The 22,650-nt window shown below is 35.8% G+C and carries 24 protein-coding genes; 4 read left to right on the forward strand and 20 right to left on the reverse strand.

All coding sequences use genetic code 11. The annotated features are described in order from the left end of the window. Positions 1-13: 13 nt before the first annotated feature. The 14 genes from HCN53_RS08560 to HCN53_RS08625 all read right to left on the reverse strand — a co-directional run bounded on the left by HCN53_RS08560 (position 14) and on the right by HCN53_RS08625 (position 11,130). A complete protein-coding gene (locus tag HCN53_RS08560) occupies positions 14-226 on the reverse strand; it encodes a hypothetical protein (RefSeq protein ID WP_042277035.1) in 213 nt (70 codons plus the stop codon). A gap of 9 nt (positions 227-235) precedes the next feature. Continuing rightward, positions 236-757 (reverse strand): DUF420 domain-containing protein, encoded by a 522-nt coding sequence (locus HCN53_RS08565; protein ID WP_042277033.1) that lies wholly within the window; start codon positions 755-757, stop codon positions 236-238. A 2-nt stretch (positions 758-759) separates the two neighbouring features. Further along, positions 760-1,461, reverse strand: a complete 702-nt coding sequence (locus HCN53_RS08570) for an SCO family protein (RefSeq protein ID WP_105017940.1) — start codon at positions 1,459-1,461, stop codon at positions 760-762. Then, on the reverse strand, positions 1,454-2,155 hold the full coding sequence (locus tag HCN53_RS08575) for a hypothetical protein (protein WP_060523592.1): 702 nt from the start codon (positions 2,153-2,155) through the stop codon (positions 1,454-1,456). The genes HCN53_RS08570 and HCN53_RS08575 overlap by 8 nt, the downstream gene beginning before the upstream one ends. A 58-nt stretch (positions 2,156-2,213) precedes the next feature. Next, positions 2,214-2,597, reverse strand: a complete 384-nt coding sequence (locus HCN53_RS08580) for a cytochrome C oxidase subunit IV family protein (RefSeq protein ID WP_042277024.1) — start codon at positions 2,595-2,597, stop codon at positions 2,214-2,216. Between the two features lie 21 nt (positions 2,598-2,618). Then, on the reverse strand, positions 2,619-3,623 hold the full coding sequence (locus tag HCN53_RS08585) for a cytochrome c oxidase subunit 3 (RefSeq protein WP_085775372.1): 1,005 nt from the start codon (positions 3,621-3,623) through the stop codon (positions 2,619-2,621). 51 nt (positions 3,624-3,674) lie between these two features. Then, positions 3,675-4,253 carry a heme-copper oxidase subunit III gene (locus HCN53_RS08590; RefSeq protein ID WP_240919336.1) on the reverse strand — a complete coding sequence of 193 codons (579 nt, stop codon included), beginning with the start codon at positions 4,251-4,253 and terminating at the stop codon, positions 3,675-3,677. Beyond that, on the reverse strand, positions 4,253-5,146 hold the full coding sequence (gene cyoE / locus HCN53_RS08595) for a heme o synthase (RefSeq protein ID WP_085775373.1): 894 nt from the start codon (positions 5,144-5,146) through the stop codon (positions 4,253-4,255). The genes HCN53_RS08590 and cyoE overlap by 1 nt, the downstream gene beginning before the upstream one ends. A 160-nt stretch (positions 5,147-5,306) precedes the next feature. After that, positions 5,307-5,774 (reverse strand): hypothetical protein, encoded by a 468-nt coding sequence (locus HCN53_RS08600; protein WP_167342690.1) that lies wholly within the window; start codon positions 5,772-5,774, stop codon positions 5,307-5,309. Positions 5,775-5,819: 45 nt separating this feature from the next. Continuing rightward, positions 5,820-6,956, reverse strand: coding sequence for a methionine aminotransferase (locus HCN53_RS08605; RefSeq protein ID WP_167342691.1), 1,137 nt, complete (start codon positions 6,954-6,956; stop codon positions 5,820-5,822). Positions 6,957-7,028: 72 nt separating this feature from the next. Further along, positions 7,029-7,775, reverse strand: coding sequence for a succinate dehydrogenase/fumarate reductase iron-sulfur subunit (locus HCN53_RS08610; protein ID WP_105017935.1), 747 nt, complete (start codon positions 7,773-7,775; stop codon positions 7,029-7,031). 55 nt (positions 7,776-7,830) lie between these two features. Beyond that, on the reverse strand, positions 7,831-9,834 hold the full coding sequence (locus HCN53_RS08615) for a fumarate reductase/succinate dehydrogenase flavoprotein subunit (protein WP_060523588.1): 2,004 nt from the start codon (positions 9,832-9,834) through the stop codon (positions 7,831-7,833). Positions 9,835-9,836: 2 nt separating this feature from the next. Further along, a complete protein-coding gene (locus HCN53_RS08620; protein ID WP_105017934.1) occupies positions 9,837-10,505 on the reverse strand; it encodes a succinate dehydrogenase cytochrome b subunit in 669 nt (222 codons plus the stop codon). 268 nt (positions 10,506-10,773) lie between these two features. Next, positions 10,774-11,130 carry a hypothetical protein gene (locus HCN53_RS08625; protein ID WP_042277000.1) on the reverse strand — a complete coding sequence of 119 codons (357 nt, stop codon included), beginning with the start codon at positions 11,128-11,130 and terminating at the stop codon, positions 10,774-10,776. A gap of 81 nt (positions 11,131-11,211) precedes the next feature. On the opposite strand from HCN53_RS08625, the gene rsmI reads away from it, so the two are divergent. Continuing rightward, positions 11,212-11,880, forward strand: coding sequence for a 16S rRNA (cytidine(1402)-2'-O)-methyltransferase (gene rsmI / locus HCN53_RS08630; protein ID WP_105017933.1), 669 nt, complete (start codon positions 11,212-11,214; stop codon positions 11,878-11,880). Position 11,881: 1 nt separating this feature from the next. On the opposite strand, the gene HCN53_RS08635 is transcribed toward rsmI, so the two are convergent. Next, the gene (locus HCN53_RS08635) at positions 11,882-13,378 is read right to left on the reverse strand and encodes a GH3 auxin-responsive promoter family protein (protein ID WP_167342692.1); all 1,497 of its coding nucleotides are present in this window, start codon (positions 13,376-13,378) and stop codon (positions 11,882-11,884) included. Beyond that, the gene (locus tag HCN53_RS08640; protein ID WP_167342693.1) at positions 13,378-14,259 is read right to left on the reverse strand and encodes a M23 family metallopeptidase; all 882 of its coding nucleotides are present in this window, start codon (positions 14,257-14,259) and stop codon (positions 13,378-13,380) included. Before HCN53_RS08640 ends, HCN53_RS08635 begins: the two co-directional genes overlap by 1 nt. Before the next feature lie 102 nt (positions 14,260-14,361). Here HCN53_RS08640 and HCN53_RS08645 point away from each other — a divergent pair, with 102 nt between their 5' ends. Then, positions 14,362-14,724 (forward strand): hypothetical protein, encoded by a 363-nt coding sequence (locus HCN53_RS08645; protein WP_167342694.1) that lies wholly within the window; start codon positions 14,362-14,364, stop codon positions 14,722-14,724. A 138-nt stretch (positions 14,725-14,862) separates the two neighbouring features. Here HCN53_RS08645 and HCN53_RS08650 read toward each other — a convergent pair whose 3' ends face one another. Next, on the reverse strand, positions 14,863-17,955 hold the full coding sequence (locus HCN53_RS08650) for a BspA family leucine-rich repeat surface protein (RefSeq protein WP_167342695.1): 3,093 nt from the start codon (positions 17,953-17,955) through the stop codon (positions 14,863-14,865). Between the two features lie 189 nt (positions 17,956-18,144). On the opposite strand from HCN53_RS08650, the gene HCN53_RS08655 reads away from it, so the two are divergent. Together HCN53_RS08655 and HCN53_RS08660 are read left to right on the forward strand one after the other, a co-directional pair. Next, positions 18,145-19,281 carry an SPFH domain-containing protein gene (locus HCN53_RS08655; RefSeq protein WP_167342696.1) on the forward strand — a complete coding sequence of 379 codons (1,137 nt, stop codon included), beginning with the start codon at positions 18,145-18,147 and terminating at the stop codon, positions 19,279-19,281. A gap of 10 nt (positions 19,282-19,291) precedes the next feature. Further along, the gene (locus HCN53_RS08660; protein WP_167342697.1) at positions 19,292-20,389 is read left to right on the forward strand and encodes a DNA helicase PriA; all 1,098 of its coding nucleotides are present in this window, start codon (positions 19,292-19,294) and stop codon (positions 20,387-20,389) included. A 2-nt stretch (positions 20,390-20,391) separates the two neighbouring features. On the opposite strand, the gene HCN53_RS08665 is transcribed toward HCN53_RS08660, so the two are convergent. Genes HCN53_RS08665 through HCN53_RS08675 form a run of 3 tightly spaced genes read right to left on the reverse strand, consistent with a single transcriptional unit; the run spans position 20,392 to position 22,649 of the window. Then, a complete protein-coding gene (locus HCN53_RS08665) occupies positions 20,392-21,015 on the reverse strand; it encodes a DUF4230 domain-containing protein (RefSeq protein WP_167342698.1) in 624 nt (207 codons plus the stop codon). Positions 21,016-21,024: 9 nt separating this feature from the next. Further along, positions 21,025-21,831, reverse strand: coding sequence for a cyclase family protein (locus HCN53_RS08670; RefSeq protein ID WP_317168758.1), 807 nt, complete (start codon positions 21,829-21,831; stop codon positions 21,025-21,027). Further along, positions 21,828-22,649 (reverse strand): DUF6624 domain-containing protein, encoded by an 822-nt coding sequence (locus HCN53_RS08675; protein ID WP_240919337.1) that lies wholly within the window; start codon positions 22,647-22,649, stop codon positions 21,828-21,830. Before HCN53_RS08675 ends, HCN53_RS08670 begins: the two co-directional genes overlap by 4 nt. Position 22,650: the final 1 nt, after the last annotated feature.

Consider the following 22,650-nt stretch of genomic DNA (forward strand, 5'->3'; position numbering starts at 1 on the left):
AAAAAACGTTAAATCAAGTTTTTTTGGTAGTGCTGCGATAGATCATGTATATAATACCGCCAATTAAAATGTATGGAAATGCCATTAGGTAGGTAATTCCATCGTTTAAACCTTCTGCCTCTGCTTTGTTGCCAGAACTTTCAATTACGGCACGGCACATTGCACATTGCGCTTTCGCGAAAGCGGAATAAAGAAAAACAGTGAGTAATACTAAAAACCTTTTCATTCTAGTCGATTAGTAGTAAGGAGCCATGAAAACATACACCAAAACACCTGTTATTGCAACGTATAACCAAATAGGGAACGTCCATCTTGCTATACGACGGTGTTTCTCGTATTTTTTATTCCAAGCAAAATACATAGTGTATAGTACTAACGGCAGTATAATACCAGATAAAACTATGTGTGATATCAAAATGAATAAATAAATTGCTCTAAAGGGAGCATCCTCGGGATATGGAGTTGGATCGTTGCTAATTTTTGATATTACATAGCTCACAAGAAAAATGGCGCTCAATACAAAAGCGGTGGTCATAACCTTGCGGTGCTTTTGTCGATCACCATTTTTTATTAATAATAAACCCGTTACTAGCAATAAAGCAGTCATACCGTTTATACATGCATGAAGTAAAGGAAACATGCCCGCTTCAACTCCTAAAAAGTTGAAACGCTCTGGCAAAAACATAAGAACCACCACTACCAATGGAACTAATATTGAAATGGCTATAATAATAGCTGGACCTCTTTTTTCTAACATAATTAATCGTTTAAAAGTGTAACTGCATCCTCAACTATTTCATCTATTTGTGGCGGCGCATCAAATTCCTCAACACCGCGATATACCATAATCCAATTACCGTATTCATCCTTGCGAGACCTTAAGAAACCTTCTTTATCTACCAAAGCAAAGTTACCACTGTGTTCAAATCGAATTGCTGGATCATCACTTTTTTTAATGTATGAACTAAAACCTTTTTCGGCTAGTTCAAAAACATCGTCAATTTCTCCATGTAAGAACCACCAGTTACGCGTATCATCGGTATACCTTGCTGCATACTCCTTCATCACTTCTGGAGTATCTGTAATTGGGTCAATGGTTATAGAAATTGCTTTGAAATTTTTGTATTCCTTCAATTCATCATGAACGGTTGCCATATTCTTACTCATCGGTGGACAAATAAGACCACAACTTGTAAAGAAAAAATCAACGATATATACCTGACCCAATAAGGTTTCATTAGTTATCGTATCACCACGTTGATTGACAAATTTAAAGTCAGGAATTTTTCCATGCTTATACAGAAATTTATCGGCCACGGGAGCGCGATCTTCTGTACGATTACTATCTACAACTTTATCTTTATTGATATAATGCACGACATTCTTAACCGCAAAATAGCCGAAAATGACAATTATAATTGCCAAGCCAATGTAATAGGGCGTGTCCTTTTTCTTACTCATCTTTCTTTATCTTTTCTGAGCGATTCTTCTTAAAAGCCATTCGATATTCGGCCATAAATACACGAATATCATCAACCATTGTTTTGTTTATGGCTGCAAGTGAGCTAGTATCATAACCAATAACTTCATCCTCTTCATCATTACCAGGCCTACCGCGCAAGCGTGCCTTTTTATCAACCATAAAAGCGTAGTCAGACGATAGATCAGAGTTTAATTCCAAATCTGTTCCTAAAGAATTAAAAAAATCTTGGATGCTTTGGTCATTACCAGTTAAAAAATGCCAATCGGTTAAATCGGTATTCGTTTTTAATTGATAGTAAACATCTTTCATATCACCTGTTCCACTAGTATCAATGATACTTATCATTTGAAAATTTTCAAATTCATGAAATTTGCGGTACACCTTTTCATTGATGTTTGAAATATAACCAATACGTTGATAAGGATTTTTACCGAGAAATGTAATTATTGTAAGACTATCCTTTAATTGTAATGTGGCATTATCCTCCAATCTTTTGAAATTTTCAATAGATCCGATAGATTCTTTAACCACTGGCAAAGTTTTAAACTTGTGCTCTCCATTCAAAAAAAACAAATATGCAATTAGAGGCAATGCAAAGAGTACTATGAGTACAAAATTACTTTTTGCCTTATTTGTTTGATTAATTCCTTTTGCCGGTGGTAACTTTTCCATAATCAGGTATAAAAAAGGACGGTAAATACCGTCCTAGTTTGTTTGTTATTAGTAAGCATTAGAAGTCAAAACTTACGGCTGCATTCTTATAAACCTCATATATGTAATCACCTTCTACAAGAAGTATAGCTATTAAGTAGATTATTAAGAAAACTCCTGTCCAAACTACTGCTCTTCTCAAACCACTTACCTCGTCACGCATGTGCATGAAATCCCAAGTAATATAATAAGCTTTTACAAGAGTAAGTATGATAAATATCCAGTTAAGCCATTTAAGGGCAAGGAATTTACCGTTTAAAATATCTGGCTTTATATAACCTAGAGCAACTTCAATAATAGTTACGATAGATAAGAAGATAAGTACACCCCAAATCTTTTGAGTGTTTGATTTAAACTTAACTAAACCTCTAAATATCTCTAATTTATGTGCGTGTTCTGCCATTTTAAAAATCTTTATCTATTATTAAACTAAGTAGAAGAATGTAAATACGAAAACCCAAACAAGGTCTACAAAGTGCCAGTAAAGACCAACTTTTTCAACCATTTCATAGCTTTTTCTTCTTTCATATGTTCCTAAAAGAACATTGAAGAAAATCACTAGATTGATCATCACACCACTAAATACGTGAAAACCGTGGAATCCAGTGATAAAGAAAAAGAAGTCTGCAAATAGAGGAGCTCCGTACTCGTTTACCGTAAGGTTTGCACCTTCAACTACAGCCTTACCATCCTTTTCTAGTTTAATTAACGCTTCTTCTCTAGAAAGAACTAACTTCTCTGAAGCACCAGTTTCTGGGTTTTCAATAAGTTGTTGTGTTCTTATGGTAATATCTGGATTAGCTTTAAAAGCATTTTTCACTTCTTCAATAGTATAAGTTCCTTGATATCCAGATGACTCATACCATATTCCTTCACTATTACCTAAAAACTCTGCATCTCTAGGTCCAACAGTAACAAATTCATCAAGACCTACACGTTTTTTATGATCATCAACCTTAACAAACTGTAAAATTTTACCACCGTTTGTTTGAACAGCTCCATACTCACCATTGATGAAGTTTGCCCATTCCCAAGCTTGCGAACCAACGAAAATGAAACCTCCAATTATAGTAAGCAACATGTAAAGGGAAACTTTCTTTTTGTCCATGTGGTGACCAGCATCAACGGCTAGCACCATTGTAACAGAAGAACCAATAAGGATAAAGGTCATCAACGCCACATAAAACATAGGTGCATCAACACCATGTAAAAATGGGAAGTGGTTAAACACTTCATCGGCGATAGGCCATTCTTCAATAAATTTAAATCTTGAAAAACCGTATGCGGCAAGAAATCCTGAGAAGGTTAATGCATCGGACAAGATGAAAAACCACATCATCATCTTACCATAGCTAGCGTTTAACGGTTTTGCATCACCGCCGCCCCATTTTTGTCCTTCAGTTCCAGTAGTAGCTACTGCTGTTTCCATAGTTAGTTATTAGATATTCAATAAGTCGCAAAAATAAGTCTAAAAATTCTTTTATGCTAGTAAGAAAAACACAAGTAATAATACCCACAAAATATCTACAAAGTGCCAGAATATAGCACCTAGCTCAAATCCTAAATAATTTTGAGAGCTATACTTACCTTTAATTGCATTAAATGTTATCACCATTAAGCTTATTAATCCCGCGACAATATGGACCAAGTGCGCAAAAACAATGATATAAATAAAGCTAGCTGACACACTACTACCACGACCGGTAAAGTAATGCTTTAGGTTATATAAAGTTTCAAAACCTGCGAATTGCATGTAGACAAAAACAGATCCCAAGACAAAAGTAGTAACCGTTAATATAACAGCACCCTTATTATTTCCAGCTTTAATACTGCGCTTTGCAAGCCACAATGCAATCGAACTTAAAATTATAATTCCTGTACTGTAGTAAAATTCTTGTGGCAATTCTATTTCAACCCAATCTTTTCTAGGCCTACTTACTAAATAACCTGAGGTAAGACCTGCAAACATCATCACCATACTGGCAATCGCAAAATACATCATTTGCTTTTTGCTTCTTGCTAACTTCACCTCATGAGGTACTTCTGTATAATCAGTCATTAACGTAAAAATTTATCGGCAACATAAATTATCTGGATAAGGGTAATGTAACTCACACTAACCAACATTAATTTACGTGCTACTGTTTTACTTTGTTCTTTAAATAATTTGATGGCATAATATAAAAACCACAATCCTAATATTCCTACCAATATTGCACTGTACCAAGTGATGTACAATTCTCCCGTGATGTTAAACACTGGAATTATAGAAATTAAAACTGTCCATATGGTGTATAACACAACTTGTAATGCCGTTCCTTTATCGGCAGCACCTGTAGGTAACATTTTAAAACCACCAGCTTTATAGTCGTCTTCTAACATCCAACCTATCGCCCAAAAATGAGGGAATTGCCAGAAAAACTGCAGCATAAAAAGAGTTCCTGGCTCTATACCAAAATCACCACTAGCAGCTACCCAACCCAGCATATAAGGAATAGCTCCTGGAAAAGCTCCTACAAAAACACACAAGGGTGTAATTGTTTTTAAAGGAGTATAAATAGCTGCATATAATACAATACTTAGAGCACCAAAAAATGCCGTCGGTATATTAATAAGATAAAGTAAAAACACACCTGTAAGAGCCATGGCTATTCCATAAGTCCAGGCAACAGGCACGCTTATTCTACCCGTAGGAAGCGGTCTGTTTTGAGTACGCTTCATGAGAGCATCACGATCGCGCTCAATAATTTGATTAAAAACATTTGAACTACCTACAAGAAAATATCCACCTGCACATAAATAAAATAGCTCTAGAAAATCTGCGCTTTCAACAGCAAGAAAATAACCTGCAATAGAAGAAAAAACAACAACCACAGATAGCCTTGGCTTTGTTATTTCAACAAAGTTTTGAATAGCGCTTGGAGATTTTATAACCGTTTCTGTTTGACTCAAATCCTCAATTTAAAAGGTTTGCAAAGATACTTATGAAGTCGTCCTTGAGCAAAGGAATTAACAGATTGTCGCACAATATTTTCCAAGAATAATGCGATAAAATATTCTTCTAAAGTGAGTGTGAATACGCTTTCGCGAAAGCGTACTTAAATATAAACTTTTACTGCTGTCTAGGTGGTGCGCTGGGATAAAAAAGCGGCTCTTTGACAGGAACATTGTTTACAATAATCCATAAATCACCAACTAGAACAGCCACATCACCGTCATCTACTTTACGCACGGCGTTTTTAGGGAAAGGTATTTCATTTACAACCTCTTTTGAAGAATCTGAATGCATCACCACGTCTCCTTTTTGATTATTGAGTCTCACCCTATACCAGTTAGGTTTATCTGGATGGATGGTTACCTTATCAGTCCAAGAACCTTTGAAATATACTTTACTAGGTTTTTCATCAAAGAATGCCTTTTCAAATTCAATTAAATATCCTGATCCAGAACCTGGCGCGCCACCACTCCATTGCTGCACAGATATTGTATTTTCATTGTTTTTTGCATTCATAGTTGCTACTCCTTCTTTTGATTTACAATTAACAAGTGTTAATGCAATCATTAAAACCATCCATTTCATTTTTAATCTTTTTACAAACGACTACATAAATCTAGCCAAATTTTACTAAAGTGCTTTTAAGATATTTGCTGCTTGTATGAGCTCATCATCCTTTTTAGCAAAACAAAATCTAAGTTTCTTCGTATTATAATTACTCATGAATACCGAAATAGGAATTGAGGCAATTTTATTTTCAATCGTTAATCTTTTTGCAAAACTTACGTCATGCTCATTAGTTAATGATGAATAATCCAATAATTGAAAATACGATCCTTGAGCAGGCGTGAATTTAAATACACTATCTTTAAGTAAACTTAAAAATAAATCTCGTTTACGTTGATAAAAAATTCCTAACTCTAAATAATGTTTTGGTGTTTTCAAATACTCAGCAAGGGCAACTTGAATGGGATGATTTACACAAAACACTAGGTATTGATGAACCTTTAAAAATTCTTTCATTAGAACTTTACTCGCGACACAATAACCGGTTTTCCAACCTGTTATGTGATAGGTTTTTCCAAAACTACCAATTATAAAACTACGCTCTTTTAGACCTTCAAAACTTGCGGCACTCATGTGTTTATTATCGTCAAAAACTATATGCTCGTAAACCTCATCACTTATACAAATTAATCCATGGTCTACCACCAGTTTTTGCAAGCAAAGCATATCTTCCTTACTCATAACGGTTCCACTAGGATTATGTGGTGTATTTATTATAATAGCCACCGTTTTATTCGAGATTTTTTGCTTCACTAGATCCCAATCTATGGTAAAGTTTTGCACATCCATGCTTATAGGTACAGGTATACCACCAGCTAATTGAATGGCTGGTTCATAGCAATCATAGGCTGGTGTAAAGTAGATGACTTCATCTCCAGGATGAACTATCGCTTGTATCGCTGTAAATATAGCCTGGGTAGCTCCTGCAGTAATACAAATTTCATCATCTGGTCGATAGATAGCTCCATAGCAATTGTGAATCAAATTACTTAAGGAAACTCTAATTGACAACAAACCCTGCATGGGTGCATATTGATTGTGGTCATTAGTAATCGCATTTTTGATTAATGATTTTAAGTGATCATCTGTTGAAAAGCTAGGAAATCCTTGTGATAGATTAATTGCACCATGCTCTCGTGCCAGATCACTCATCACGGTAAATATGGTCGTAGAAACATGTGGTAATTTGGAATTGATCATAAATAAGTAAATAAAAAAACCTCTCTTGTTAAAAATAAGCAAGAGAGGTTTAAGTTCTATTTAAATTGTGTGTTATCCTATAGTTTCAGCCTTAAGATACTCACGATTCATACGTGCGATATTTTCTAATTTAATACCCTTTGGACATTCTACCATACATGCACCTGTATTGGTACAGTTACCAAATCCTTCAAGATCCATTTGACGTACCATATTTTCAACACGGGTAGTTGCTTCTACCTGACCTTGTGGTAATAATGCATATTGAGAAATCTTAGCACTTGTAAATAACATCGCACTTGCATTTTTACAAGCTGCTACACAAGCTCCACAACCTATACAAGTTGCACTATAGAACGCCTCATCGGCATTTTCTTTCTCAACTGGAATAGCGTTTGCATCTTGCGTGTTACCAGATGTGTTAACGGATATGTATCCACCAGCTTGCTGTATTCTATCAAAAGCTGAACGATCTACCATTAAATCCTTAATTACCGGAAAGGCTGCTGCTCTCCACGGCTCAATAGTAATGGTATCACCATCTTTGAACTTTCTCATGTGTAATTGACACGTTGTTGTCAATTTTTGAGGACCGTGCGGTTGACCGTTTATCACCATTGAACATGCACCACAAATACCTTCACGGCAGTCATGATCAAATTCTACTGGCTCTTCACCTTTGTTATTAAGATCCTCGTTAAGGATATCCATCATTTCAAGAAACGACATATCACCATCTACACCATCTAACTGGTAGGTAACCATTTTACCCTTGGCATTTGTGTTTTCTTGTCTCCAGATTTTTAAAGTAAGTTTCATACTTTCTATATTTTATAGATTACGCTTTCGCGAAAGCGCAACATTTAAAATTCAATTATTTATAAGATCTCGTTTTCAATTCTACATTTTCAAAAACAAGATTCTCCTTGTGAAGTTTTGCCTCACGTGGGTTTTCATTGTATTCCCAAGCACTTACATAGGTGTAGTTTTCATCGTCACGCAATGCCTCACCTTCTTCTGTTTGATACTCCTCACGGAAGTGACCACCACAACTTTCATTACGGTCTAGAGCATCTTTAGCAAACAGCTCTCCTAATTCTAGGAAATCAGCTACACGACCAGCTTTTTCAAGCTCCTGGTTTTTAGTGTCGGCACTACCAGGAACACGTACGTTTTGCCAGAAATCTGCTCTTAACTCAGCGATTTCATCCATCGCTTCCTTAAGTTCTTTCTCATTTCTAGACATACCGCATTTATTCCACATAATAAGACCTAGCTTCTTGTGGTAATAATCTACTGAATGTTTACCTGAACCATTCATAAGTTTAGAAATACGATTGCGCACATCCTTTTCTGCCTCGTCAAATTCTGGCGTATCCGTAGAAATTTCACCTGTACGAATTTCATTTGACAGGTAATCACCTATTGTGTATGGTAACACAAAGTAACCATCGGCCAGTCCTTGCATCAAGGCACTTGCTCCTAATCTGTTTGCACCATGGTCAGAGAAATTTGCCTCACCTGCTGCAAAACAACCTGGCACTGTTGTTTGTAAATTATAATCTACCCACAATCCACCCATTGTATAGTGTACCGCTGGGAATATTTTCATAGGAACCTCATAAGGGTTGTCATCGGTAATATTACGATACATATCAAATAAGTTACCGTACTTTTTCTCGATTACTTTTTTACCTAAAGCAATCATTTCCTCTTCGGTTGCGTTTTTCTTACCACTAGTTAAGGCTTCTATCTTACCATATCGTAAGAATGAAGCTGCAAAATCTAGATAAACAGCATTACCTGTTTTATTTACACCATATCCTGCATCGCATCGCTCTTTTGCTGCACGAGACGCAACATCACGCGGTACAAGGTTACCGAATGCTGGATATCTTCTTTCTAGATAGTAATCTCTTTTCTCCTCTGGTAAATCAACACCTCTTAACCTACCTTCTCTAATCGCTTTTGCATCTTCAAGATCCTTAGGAACCCAAATTCGCCCATCGTTACGCAACGATTCAGACATTAGAGTTAATTTAGACTGGTGTTCACCACTCACTGGTATACAAGTAGGGTGAATTTGTGTAAAACATGGATTTGCAAAGAAAGCTCCACGACGGTGCGTTCTCCAAGCAGCCATAACATTACTACCCATCGCATTTGTAGAAAGGAAGAATACATTACCATATCCTCCTGAGGCTATTACTACTGCATGAGCTCCATGTCTTTCTATCTCACCTGTAACTAAGTTACGAGCAATAATTCCTCTTGCTTTTCCATCTACTACCACAAGATCTAACATCTCGTGACGGTTGAATGGCTGTACTTTACCTCTATTAATTTGTCTGTTAAGAGCAGAGTAAGCTCCTAATAGTAATTGTTGTCCTGTTTGTCCTGCAGCATAGAATGTTCTAGAAACTAAAACACCACCAAAAGATCTATTGTCCAACAATCCTCCATATTCACGAGCAAAAGGAACACCTTGAGCAACGCACTGGTCAATAATATTTCCAGAAACTTCTGCTAATCGGTGAACATTTGCCTCACGAGATCTGTAATCTCCACCTTTAATGGTATCGTAGAATAATCGGAAATTTGAATCTCCATCTCCTTGATAGTTCTTGGCAGCATTGATACCACCTTGTGCAGCAATAGAGTGCGCACGACGTGGCGAGTCGTTATAACAAAATGTTTTTACATTATAACCTAGCTCTGCAAGAGTAGCCGCTGCGCTACCACCTGCTAGACCTGTCCCTACAACAATTACGTCAATTAAACGCTTGTTTGCTGGGTTTACCAGATTGATAGTATTCTTGTGTTTCGTCCACTTATCTGCAAGTGGTCCTGATGGTACTTTTGAATCTAATACAGACATAATTAGTTTGTATGATTTAGATGGTGAAACAATGCTATAAAGATAAATCCTGCTGGTATTAGAATACTCCAAACCTTAGTAAATTTCTTTAAGCCTTCTCCTTTATTTACACTCTTTGCTCCCATGGATTGGAAAGAGCTATTGAAACCGTGCCATAAATGCATTGCTAGGAGTACAAAAGCAATAACATATAGAACTACTCTCCAGATAGGAGCAAATTTTTCTACAGTTTCTTCATAATATCTTGTTGGGTCTTCAGGATTCACCTCAACATATTTATAAGCCATTTCATGAACCCAAAAGTCATACATATGTAATCCCATAAATGCTAGAACAACAAGCCCTGTGATGATCATATTACGAGAAACCCAGCTTGCATTAGCATTTCCTGGGCTGCTTTTATATTTTATTGGTCTTGCTTTATTATTTTGAATTTCTAACACAATACCCATAACAAAGTGAATGATAATACCAGCAATTAAAACTGGTTGCAAAGCATATTGCACTAATGGATTATAACCCATAAAATGTGACCATTCGTTAAAAGTATCTGGTGCAATTACCGACGTGATATTAATAACAAAATGCTGCGTTAAAAACACTACTAAAAATAGCCCTGATAATGCCATCACCCATTTTCTTGCTAGTGATGATTTTACTAATGCGCTCATGTATAAATTTTTAATTTCACGCAAAGATAACCTCTCAATTGATAGAATTCAATCGTTATAATTGCAAGCCGAGTTAAAAACTCTTATTTGGATTGAATCTTAATTAAGTAAATTAGACTTTACGTTGCATTAAGTAGAAATACTGGTCTTTTCCTTGCAAAAAGTTCGTTAAGATTTTGTTTTTGAAATGGATATAGATAAGTGCGAAAAACAATTAGATACCTAAACAATTTATCCTTTTAAATAAAAAATTAATAAGGTTACTGTATTAGTCTATTACCCCAGTTTCTAGCATATAATTCACAATTGCTTCCTTCATAAGTAAAGATTGCTCACCAGCCTTTAAAGGTGGTAATTTTTCTTTTAGAAGATAATGCGGCCATTTATCCTCATCAAAATGAGAAAATTCATAATACCCATATGGTTCAAGCAATCTACATATAGCTATATGCATGAGCTGTAATTTCTCATCTTTTTTAAATTTTCGATGTAATTGACCTAACTCTTGAACGCCGATAACAAATAGAATAGCATCTAGATCTAGCTCTTCTCCATCACCGAAACGCTCCTGAAAAAAACTCTCCGTTGTTTTCCATCTCTTTTTTAGTAGCTCATCTTTTGTCATAATGCAAAGATAGAAGAAGCTCATCGTATTTATTAGCATGAGAAGTATATAACTATCTTTGAATTTCTTAAGTAACACATTATGAAATTGTATCTTGTACCTACACCTATAGGGAACCTAGAAGACATCACATTTAGAGCTATTAATGTGCTAAATGAAGTTGACTTGATTCTAGCAGAGGATACTCGTACTAGTGGAAAATTACTACAGCATTACAGCATAAATACTCCTATGCAGTCTTATCACATGCATAATGAACATAAAATAAGTGATTCTATAATAGAAAGAATTGCCGCAGGGACTAGTATGGCTTTAATAACCGATGCTGGTTCTCCAGGAATAAGCGACCCAGGATACCTGCTTACTCGCAAGGCTATTGAATCAAATATAGAAGTTCAAGCATTACCAGGAGCAACAGCTTTTGTGCCAGCCCTAACTGTATCTGGATTACCTAGTGACAAATTTGTATTTGAAGGTTTTCTTCCCGTTAAAAAAGGGCGACAAAAAAGGTTGTTGTTTTTAAAAGAAGAAACGCGCAGCATTATATTCTATGAATCACCACACAAGCTAGGGAAAACATTAAATGACTTTATGGAACACATGGGACCTGATCGTAGAATAAGTGTTTCAAGAGAAATTTCTAAAATGTTTGAGGAGCATTTTAGAGGAACAGTACAAGAAGCAATTTCACATTTTCAATCTAAAAAAACCAAAGGAGAGTTCGTTTTAATTTTAGAAGGAATGATGTAGGTTAACTTAAACTTTCCAAAAAGCTTGCAATTTTTCTATCATTAGACAATCGCGGTAATTTGTTTTGCCCACCTAATTTACCAATAGTTTTCATGTAGGATTTAAAACCATCCTTAGGAACGGTTGTTATTTTTAATGGTTGTAAAACCTTACCTACTATGAGATCGTCGTAATAACTATTTTGATTACGTAACGCTTGATCTAAATCAGCACTAAATTTTTTCTTGTCAAAAGACATGTTTTGATCGAATTCTATGAACCATTCGTGGTATGGTAATTCACCATCATTTGGGTTTAACTGAGGTGCGACAGTAAATTCGTTGATTATAACCTGTTGAACATCACAAGCTTCTTTCATTGCCTGTTCAACCTCTTTTCCTATTACGTGCTCACCACTGGCACTTATGTAATGTTTTATTCTACCTGTAACAACTACTCTGTAAGGTTGAACTGAAGTAAACGCAATTGTATCACCAATGTTATAAGCCCATAATCCAGCAGTAGTAGAAATAATCATAACATAATTCACACCTACTTCCACATCTGCAATGGTAAGTCTAGGAGGATTTTTATCATAAAACTGATCTGCAGGAATAAACTCATAAAAGATACCAGCATCTAGCAGCAATAGCATACCTTTTTCATTTCTAGTATCTTGATATGCAAAAAAGCCTTCACTGGCAGGAAAAAGCTCAATACTATCCACCTGTCTACCTATAAGTTGTTCAAATCTAGCCTTATAAGGTTCAAAATTTACACCACCGTAAATAAACAAATTGAAGTTAGGAAATACTTCACCTACAGGCTTTCCCGTGCGCTGTACGATTCGTTCAAAATACATTTGTACCCAACTGGGAATTCCTGAAATCACACTCATGTCTTCAGGTAAAGTTTCATCGATAATAGCCTCGACTTTGGTTTCCCAATCCTCGATACAATTCGTTTCCCAAGAAGGCATTCTATTGCGTTGAAGATATCCAGGTACATAGTGCGCTACAATACCGCTCAATCGACCTAGTTGAACACCATTTTTATCCTCCATTTCTGGACTTCCTTGTAGGAATATCATTTTTCCATCCACAAAATGACTATTACCGGTCTCATTTATGTAGCTCAAAATAGCATTGCGTGCTGCTTTTATATGTTCAGGCATGCTCTCTTTGGTGATAGGAATATATTTGGCTCCACTGGTTGTTCCAGATGTTTTGGCATAATAAAGAGGTTTACCTGGCCATAAAACATCGCTTTCTCCATCAACCACTCTATCCACATAAGGCCTTAAATCCTCGTAATCACGTACAGGCACTTGTTTTGTAAATTCTTGATGTGTTTTTATGGTTTTAAAATTATGATCGTTTCCAAAATCAGTCGAAGAAGCAGTTTCCATTAAATACTTGAAAACTTTGTTCTGAGTTTCAATTGGATTTTCACTCCACTTGCGAGTTTTATGATCGATAAACTTAGCAAATATGCGTGCTGCAAAGGACTTTAACGACATTATTTAAAGCTAATAAAGTTACTTGGATCTAATGGGTAACCATCGCTCCATATTTCAAAGTGTAAATGAGGTCCAGTAGTAAGTTCACCAGTGTTACCTATGCTAGCGATAACTTCACCTGATTCTACTCGATCATTTTGTTGTTTGAGAAGTTCACCAGCATGTTTATATACCGTGATTAAACCAAATGCATGTTCTATAATCACCGTATAACCAGTTTCCACTGTCCACCCAGAAAAAATTACAGTTCCATCTGCGGCAGCTTTTATAGGAGTTCCTACAGACGCTGCGATATCGACAGCATAGTGATCTTCTTCTGGATTAAATGATCCTGTTAATGATCCTGACACAGGTGTAAACAGAACAAATTCAGTACGCACACTCGCATCGTTTAATATGTTGTATCGGTCAACTTTTGCAACCTCATCGCGCAATTCGTTTTCTTGCTCACTAGGTGACAAATCTGGTACGGCTTGTATTGTTGTGGTAGAATCTTCTGCAGTGGTACTTTCATATTCTTCAAAAGTTAAGTCACCTAGAAGAATTTTTTTTATTCGGTTATATTGTTCGTCTTTCGTCGCCAGCACTTGTCTTAATGAATCGGTTTCCTTTGTCAATTGAACTGCCGTACTTTTAGTTTTGGCATTAGAATAACCTGGAATATACTCTCTTAAAGGCGTAAAAGCGATGAGTAAAGTGGTTAAAACAATAAGCAATAATGCACTTATGGCAGTGATAAAGAAAACGTTTAACCTATTCAGCTTTAAAGAAAAACGTTCTTCAAAGGTGTCATCATTGAGCACTACCATACGATAGTGACTGGTCCATCTACTCTTTTTTCTAGAGAATTCGTTCCCTTTTTTCTTTTTTCTTTTTGCCATTTTATTCTTCTAGTACAAATATAGGATAATCAAAAAAGCTCCCTATACTAGCACCTGATTAAATAACGTTTAATAACTATATTTACCCAAAGCTATTGCCTCATGAACTTAAAAAACTTCTTACTCTTATTCCTCTTTTTTATTGGTTTAACTTCCTGCTCCACTGACTTTAAACGTGTAGAAGTTAAAACTCCAAGTTTAGAAGGATATATTGAAGGTGGAAATGGCCTAGGTTTATATGGTAAAGCCTCTTTAAAACTAACCGGCGATTCGTTAGTGATGAAGGACTGGCCTATGTCTAGATTAGTAGATAACCTTAATGTTATTATAGACAGCTCCCTTACTGACCAAACAAGCTTTAACGAGGTATACACGATTAAAATTGCCAACAAATCACAGCTCGAACAACGCGAGTTTATCGATTCCTTGCTTGTTCAATTGAATCGACTTCAATTAGTGAAGTAATTCAAAGTAAAAACCTATGTTCAGGACCCTTTTATTCCTTTGCGAAATACAAAAGATTATAAATACCGTTCCTGAAATAGACTTCCAGTCTAAATCCAAATACCTAATCTTTAGGATTTTAGAAACGCATTCACGTGATTAATTTACAATTAATCTTTGCGTTACACTGCCGTGTTCACTGTTAACTTGAATCATGTACATTCCTGATGCTAGAGAACTTACATCGATCTGATCTTGGTAATCAGATTGATGCATTGTATATGAGCTAATTAACACACCACGTAGGTCATAAATAGTATAGGAATCAAATTGAACGTTACTAGTCATGGTAACCGAGTCATGAGCAGGATTAGGATACAAACTCATTGTCATTGTGGTAACGTCGCTATTGCTCAATGGCATTGCGACTGTAGTTGTTTCTAGGTTGGTAATAATCGGGAAATTGAAGTCAAAATAAATACCAGCTTGGTTTGAAATGGTATCACCTAAAGCTAAGCTGCTCACAGTTTTAATTTTGAACAAGACATAACCTTGACTAGCTGGTGCTGTGTTAGGCAAGTTGATGTTATCAAAAATAAACTCCACCTTATTGCCTTCTGTGATTTGAGCGACATAATCGTGACTACCACTTAGCGGTGTAAACGTACTGATATCAAATACAGCAGTATCTATATAATCTACTATGCGCACATTAATAGCACTAGCAGTACCTTCATTTTCAAAGCGTATGCGATAGTGTACAAACTCACCTACCCTACTAGGTTCTATCGTTTCACCTTGTAAACAAGTTTTGTCATTAGGATCATAAGAGTTGACAACCGTTTGATCTAGATCAAACACATTGTCCAAAGGAGTAGCATCATTTGCACTAGGCGTTATGGATGCGGTGAAGTTTAGAATGTCATTACTGTTTAATGGGAAGCTAGGATCAGTTGGTGTATTCATATTGATTGTAAAATCAATCTCTCTAGTTTCAAATGGATCAAGATTTGAAAAACTCCAGTTCAAATTGCCAACACTACTTGTAGCTACCGCAGGATTTGCACTTACGAAATCCATAAAATCATCGTCATAAGTAAAAGCAATATTCCCTGACAATCGTGTATTCCCTTTATTTTTATAAACTAATTTATAATCTGTATCAAAACCAGGTCTTGCTTCTTCTAGTGGTAGGATGGTGATTTCTAAATCATTTGTAGGTGTAGTTGCGGTAAGACAAAAGTCTTGAGTGGTTGTGTTTTGATTAGCTGCTGTGAATGTTGCGTTTGCTGGTGTTGCGGTGTATAGATTTGTATCGATTATTGGAGTTACAGTGTAGGTGTCATCTGGTAATGTAATTGAATAATTACCAGTAGCATCAGTATATAAATAGAGAATAGCATTTCCATTAGAAATACTTAAACCTGTATTTGATGCAATTAGATCATTTGGATCACAGCCATTGTTGTCAAAATCGAAAGTAATTTTTCCAAATAAAACATTATCCGCGCAATTACTAGATAAGGTATCATTTGTGATGGTAAAACCTCGTTGCAAAAGTATGTTTCGGGAAAAACTATCACAATATTCAAGTCCTTGTGCACCTAAATTTGTGTTCATTAAATTTAAGTTCACGAGTCTACTAAGAAGGCGATCATAATTTTCAACACTTAAACCAGAATTATTGAAAGCTGCGCCTAAGTAAAAGAAGCCCGAACCAGTAAAATTCCAAAAAGATAAATCTTGATTAAAACTAGATGCTCCAGAAAACATTGCTAACATTTCATTAACATTGGAAATATCCCAACTGCCTAGTGGTTGATTAAAACTAATCGCATTTAAAAACATACTATTCATATCAGTGACATTAGAAACATCCCAATTGTTTAAAGGTTGATTAAAGCTGCTTGCGTTTTCAAACATACTATTCATATCTGTCACATTGGAAACATTCCATGATGAAATATCGGAATTGAATCTAATAGAATCTGAAAACATTGCGTTCATATCGATAACGTTTGAAACATCCCAACCAGATAAATCTTGATTAAAAAAATCAGTACCGAAGAACATCCCTGACATATCTACCACATTTGAAACATTCCAATTCGAAATATTTGAATTAAAATTTGATGCCTGAGAAAACATTGCAACCATATTTGTTACATTAGAGACATTCCAATTGGAAAGATCAGCATTAAAAATACTTGCCCTGCTAAACATAGATGACATATCATTTACGCTTGAAACATCCCAATTTGATATATCAGAATTAAACAATTCTGCACCTTGAAACATCCCAGACATGTCTACCACATTAGAAACATTCCAATTGGAAAGGTCAGCATTAAAAATACTTGCCCTGCTAAACATAGATGACATATCATTTACGCTTGAAACATCCCAATTAGAGAGGCTAGAATTAAAAGATACAGCACTTCTGAACATATTGGACATGTTGGTAACATTCGATACGTTCCAATTTGATATGTCTGAATTGAAATTTGATATGGGATTTACAGACGCACCCGCGTTGAACATTTCAGACATATCTGTAACATTTGACACATCCCAATTTGATATGTCAGAGTTAAATAACCCTGCCATATTAAACATATTTGACATGGTAGTAACATTTCCTACATTCCACATAGATATATTAGAATTGAAACTAGATGCTCCATCGAACATAAAGGACATATCTGTAACATTAGAAACATTCCAATTAGATAAATCAGAATTAAAGTTAAAGGCATTCATAAACATAGAATTCATGTTAGTAACATTTGAAACATCCCAACCAGAAATGTCAGAATTAAAATTACTTGTACCAGAAAACATATTTGTCATGTCATTCACTTGCGATAAATTAGGTAAGTCTGTAGCTGATATAATCAAATTTTCGCAATCTTGGAATGCACTGTTCATAGTTTGCCATTGTGAAGTTCCCCATTGAGTTATTTCTAAGGGGATATCATTATTGAATTTGAAAGATTCTATAGAGTTGCTTACAATAATCGTGTAAATCGTTGAGGAGGAATAAACATGAGCTATGTTCAAATTCGAAGGGTCAGTATAGGTGTCACTAGTACCATCTCCCCAATCAACATTTACAGAACCAGTTCCAGTAATATTTAAGGAATATAAAAAATTAGAGTTCATATCAACAGTAAACACAAAATCATCAGGAGTCTGGGCAGTTGATAAGAATCCTATAAAAAGACAAGAGAAGAGTAGAATAAGTTTTTTCATGGTTGGTGGTTAATGACACGAAAATAAGGCTTTTACTCATCTTATTTGTATGGTAGTTCTTAATATTTGTAGTTAGGATAATTTGTGGATTCATCACATTTAATTCCCCTAAAAGGTTGTTATAGTTTATGCTTTCGCGAAAGCGTAAATTTTACTAACTTCACTACGCTATAATAAAAAGCTACCACCATGAGTATTTTTGATAAAATAAAAGAGAAATTAAGCCACGAATTTATTGACATTGTTGAGTGGCTAGATTATACCGACGATACTATTGCACACCGTTTTGAACGCTATCAAAACGAAATAAAAAACGGCGCCAAACTAATCGTACGTGAAGGACAAGCTGCGGTTTTTGTAAATGAAGGACAACTTGCAGATGTATTTACACCAGGAACGTACGATCTGACTACTCAAAACCTACCTATCCTTTCAACTTTAAAAGGATGGAGGTATGGTTTTAATTCGCCATTTAAAGCAGAAGTTTACTTTGTAAACACGCACTTATTCACTGATGAAAAATGGGGAACTAAAAACCCAATTACCTTAAGCGACGATAGATTTGGATTAGTTGAAATAAGAGCCTTTGGTACTTATGCATTTAAAATTAATGATCCAGGTAAGTTTATCATTGACATTGTAGGGACTGATAACAACTTTACCAACTTTGAGATTAATGAACACTTAAAAAGTCTGATCGCCACACGTTTTACTGACACAGTAGGAGAAGCTAATTTACCTATTGAACTATACGCTGCAAACACATCAGAACTTTCTGAAACCTGCAAGGAAGTAATGCAACCTGAATTTTTGGGCGTAGGTATTTCACTAGAGCGTTTTTACATTGAAAATGTATCGATGCCAGAAGATCTTAAAAAAGAGATTTTTGAGTACAGTCGTATTGATAAGTTAGACCTAGACAAGCTTACAAAATTCAAAACGGCCAAGGCAATCGAAGCGGCAGCAGCAAATGAAGGAGGAACTGCTGGTGCCGGAATGGGAATGGGAATGGGATTTGTTCTAGCCCAACAAATGGGCGGCATGATGAATCCAACAGCTGGAACAGCAGCCGCACCTCAAACTCAATCAGCGCCTGTGGCGCCACCACCATTACCGCAGGCTGTTCAATATTTTTATGCACTCAACGGCGCACAAGCCGGACCTGTGCCTTTTGAACAATTAAGAGCTTTATTTGCAGGAAGAACCGTGAACAAAGAAACCTTAATATGGCGCGCAGGATTAGACGGTTGGAAAGCTCTTAAGGATATTGATGAATTAAAAGTCTTTTTAGGAGGAACTACACCACCGCCATTACCTAATTCTTAAAAAATAGCTCGTGAGCGAGTCGATAAAAAGCGTTTCAAAACGTAAAAAGTCCTGCGTCAATTGTGGCGCAGAACTTACTTATGAACCAGGTACAGACCTAATAACTTGTGATTATTGTGGTCATAAAGAACAAATTGAACATAAGGAGCAACCTTTTCAAGAAATAGAATTACTCCCTTTTCTAGAACAGTTAGGATCACAATCGCATTCCACAGAATTGAGTTTGTTGGATTGTAAAAGTTGTGGTGCTACCCAGCATGTTGAAGAATCCTACAAAACTTTGCAATGTGTTTACTGTGCATCGCCGTTGCAAATTGATGAGCTATATCGTGAGGAATGGATACAACCAGGCGCTCTTATTCCGTTTCAAATTAATCAAGGTAAAGCTCATTTAATATTTAAAAACTGGGTTAATAAACTTTGGTGGGCTCCTAATAACTTAAAAAAGGCTTCATTAAGTCCTGAAAACACCAAAGGTCTTTACTTACCTTATTGGACATTTGATGCGCAATTACAAGCAGGTTATACTGGAATGCGAGGTGATTACTATTATGTAACAAAAACAGTAGGTAGTGGCGAAAACAAAAGACAGGTTAGAGAAAGAAGAACAGACTGGAGTCCTGCTGCTGGTAATGTCTCTGGATTTATCGATGACACTTTAGTTAAGGCCACTAAAAAACAGCAGTCCCAAATTCCCGAGCAAGTTGCTAGGTGGGATTTAAAACAGCTTACTAATTTTGACTCGCGCTTTCTAGCTGGTTATGTGACAGAGAAATACACCATTTCTTTAAAGGAAGGACACATTGTATCTAACAAGCGTGCTGAGGAGATTTGTAGAAATTGGATACGTCGTGATATAGGTGGAGATACTCAAAAAATAAGTAGTGTCAACATGTCTTTAGATGATGAAACCTTTAAACACATATTATTACCTGTATACATAAGTAGTTATTATTACAACAGTAAACAATATCACTTCTATGTAAATGGGCAAACTGGTAAAATACATGGCTCCAGGCCCTACTCTTTTTGGAAAATATTTTTTGCGGTAGTTTGTGCACTTATCGTTCTTACAGTCATTATTGTTGTGTCGAGCCAGGTTCAATAACCTTATTTATTTAAAATCTTAACCTGTTTTTCAGGTTCCTCGAGTAAAAGTGCATTGTAATCTAAGGTCCAACCGATAGTTTGTGCAAGGGTTTCCATCATTTGAATCGCTTGTAAGGCTTCTTGTTGAGCTTGCTCTAAAAGGCCACTTTCTGGTATTTTGTCAATGATATGTTGCTTTGCGTTTCTTGAAATTTCAGTAAGATCAGAACTAGAAAAATAGTTTGCCCAACCTTCTTTTTTGTCATAGTAATTAAGATCTGTTTCGATACTCATTACTTGTGGCTGTGGAAAATTAGTAAGAGTAATCGTTTTACTTTTAGGATCACTATGCATTTTGATTTTAGTTAAATCATAGCCTATATGTGCTTTGGCATTTACAAGGACAATAGCCTTCTTTTTACCTAGTAATAGGGTCATGAGTTTTTCCTTTACATTTTCGTAGTGATATATCTCGGCAAAATCTCCTTCAACAGTAATGAATTTACATACCGTACGTATTTTTTCCATGAGCACCACGCTTTGTTCCTTAGTATTATTTTTTGAATGGTTGCCCTTAACTAAGAATTTGAAAATAAAAAAAGATATTACTGCTCCTGCTGCCAGCCCTATAAATAAGTACTCCATACCACAAACTTAAGATTTTATCTTATACAAAACAGGCCTAGAAGGAGCTGCGTCATTCTCTATAGGTGCTATTTGTAAATCCAATAAATAATTTCCATCACTCACCTCATCGGGTACATAAATAAATTCTGTAATCGTAGCATCCATTCGGTAGTCGCCTTGATAATTAAAGAAAGCCTTGTGGGCTAGTAATGCTCCTTTGTCCTTTTCTTTATCTACGCTAGGCAAATCAATAAGCAGGTGTTTTATTCCGCTTTCGCGAAAGCGTACTGCTACTTCTTCCAGTAAATAAGGTGGATTGGTATGAGAATAGTTCTTGGTCTTTTTATCACCTGAATTAGGAAGAGTTCTTATCACAATTGCCTCTACATCGTCAGCAATATGGCTAAACTTTTCTAAGTTAATTACCAAATCATCCTCAAACTCTTCTGGTTGAACACTAATGACCTGTGCTTTAAAAAAGGTTCTATTTAATGCTTGATTCACGCTGTAAACTTGCTTTGTAATATGTCCTACACATTCAGTATGAGTTACATGAGAGTGAGGATTAAACGAAACATCATTAAAATTTGTACTGCCGCCCAATTCTACTTTTCCTACGTAACCATCAACCTCAACATGCTTAATAGTAGGTTGATCGATATACCAGGCACCTACACCAGATTGATGTTGTACAGGAATACTTATATCAATGGGTTTGTCTAGGTCTATCTTATAATTTTTGGATTCTATATGAATGGTAGCGGTCATAGTTGTATTGTTTTGATTGCATGCAATCAATGATAAAATTAAAAGTAATAACAGAGCTATTCTCATTTTTGAGGCACATTGAATTCTATTTCAAAGAAATTAAGATATTCCTTTAAAGGCATTAAATTCATGACTGCACGGCGTTGGTCCACAGTTTCAGGGTCTCTTAAATCGTAAAGCACGTATTCACCACTTTCATCAATGGTAACTTGGGATCCATAAAGTTGTGGTTTGCCAGCATCCATAAGCATGCGGTCCTGCATAAGAGCGATGTCTTGCCTATCTAAATCACCTTTTTTTGAAGCTTCTAACAACATGGGAAAGTATTTTTTGCGCTTATCGGCGCTAGCGTGTTGTATTACTAACCAAACAGCGCTAGGCCCCATTTCTCCCGAATTCTCTATGGTAGGCATACCGCATTTATCTATCACCGCTTCTATGGCTACAAGATTGAGTGAATCAACTTTTGGTAAAATCGCTTGCGAACTTCTATTTTCTTGATCTCTTCGATAAATACGCTCTAATAACATATCCAATTTGTTACAATCAATCTGAGAATTATCTTTAATAACTGGTCGGTCACTCAACCACTTAAGAGCATTTTCTCTGGATTGTAACTGTACCATGACCAGCTCATTTTGTTCATTGACTAGCCATTTTGCATACATTAAATCTTCATTGCGACTTTCCTTTTCTTCATTGGAAAGCACATTGTTATTTTCATCTATGTAAACAACATCATCCCTAACGATAAGAGTATTACTACTTGCTTGTTGTAACATTTCTTCATATGAAATTTCATCGAGTGTAGAGATATCTGCAATTGATGGTGACTTTTTACAACTTACGATCAATAAGATTACTATTAACAACCTGACCTTCATA

Origin of the sequence: Nonlabens sp. SY33080 (assembly GCF_011784885.1) — a bacterium.
Lineage (GTDB): Bacteria > Bacteroidota > Bacteroidia > Flavobacteriales > Flavobacteriaceae > Nonlabens > Nonlabens tegetincola.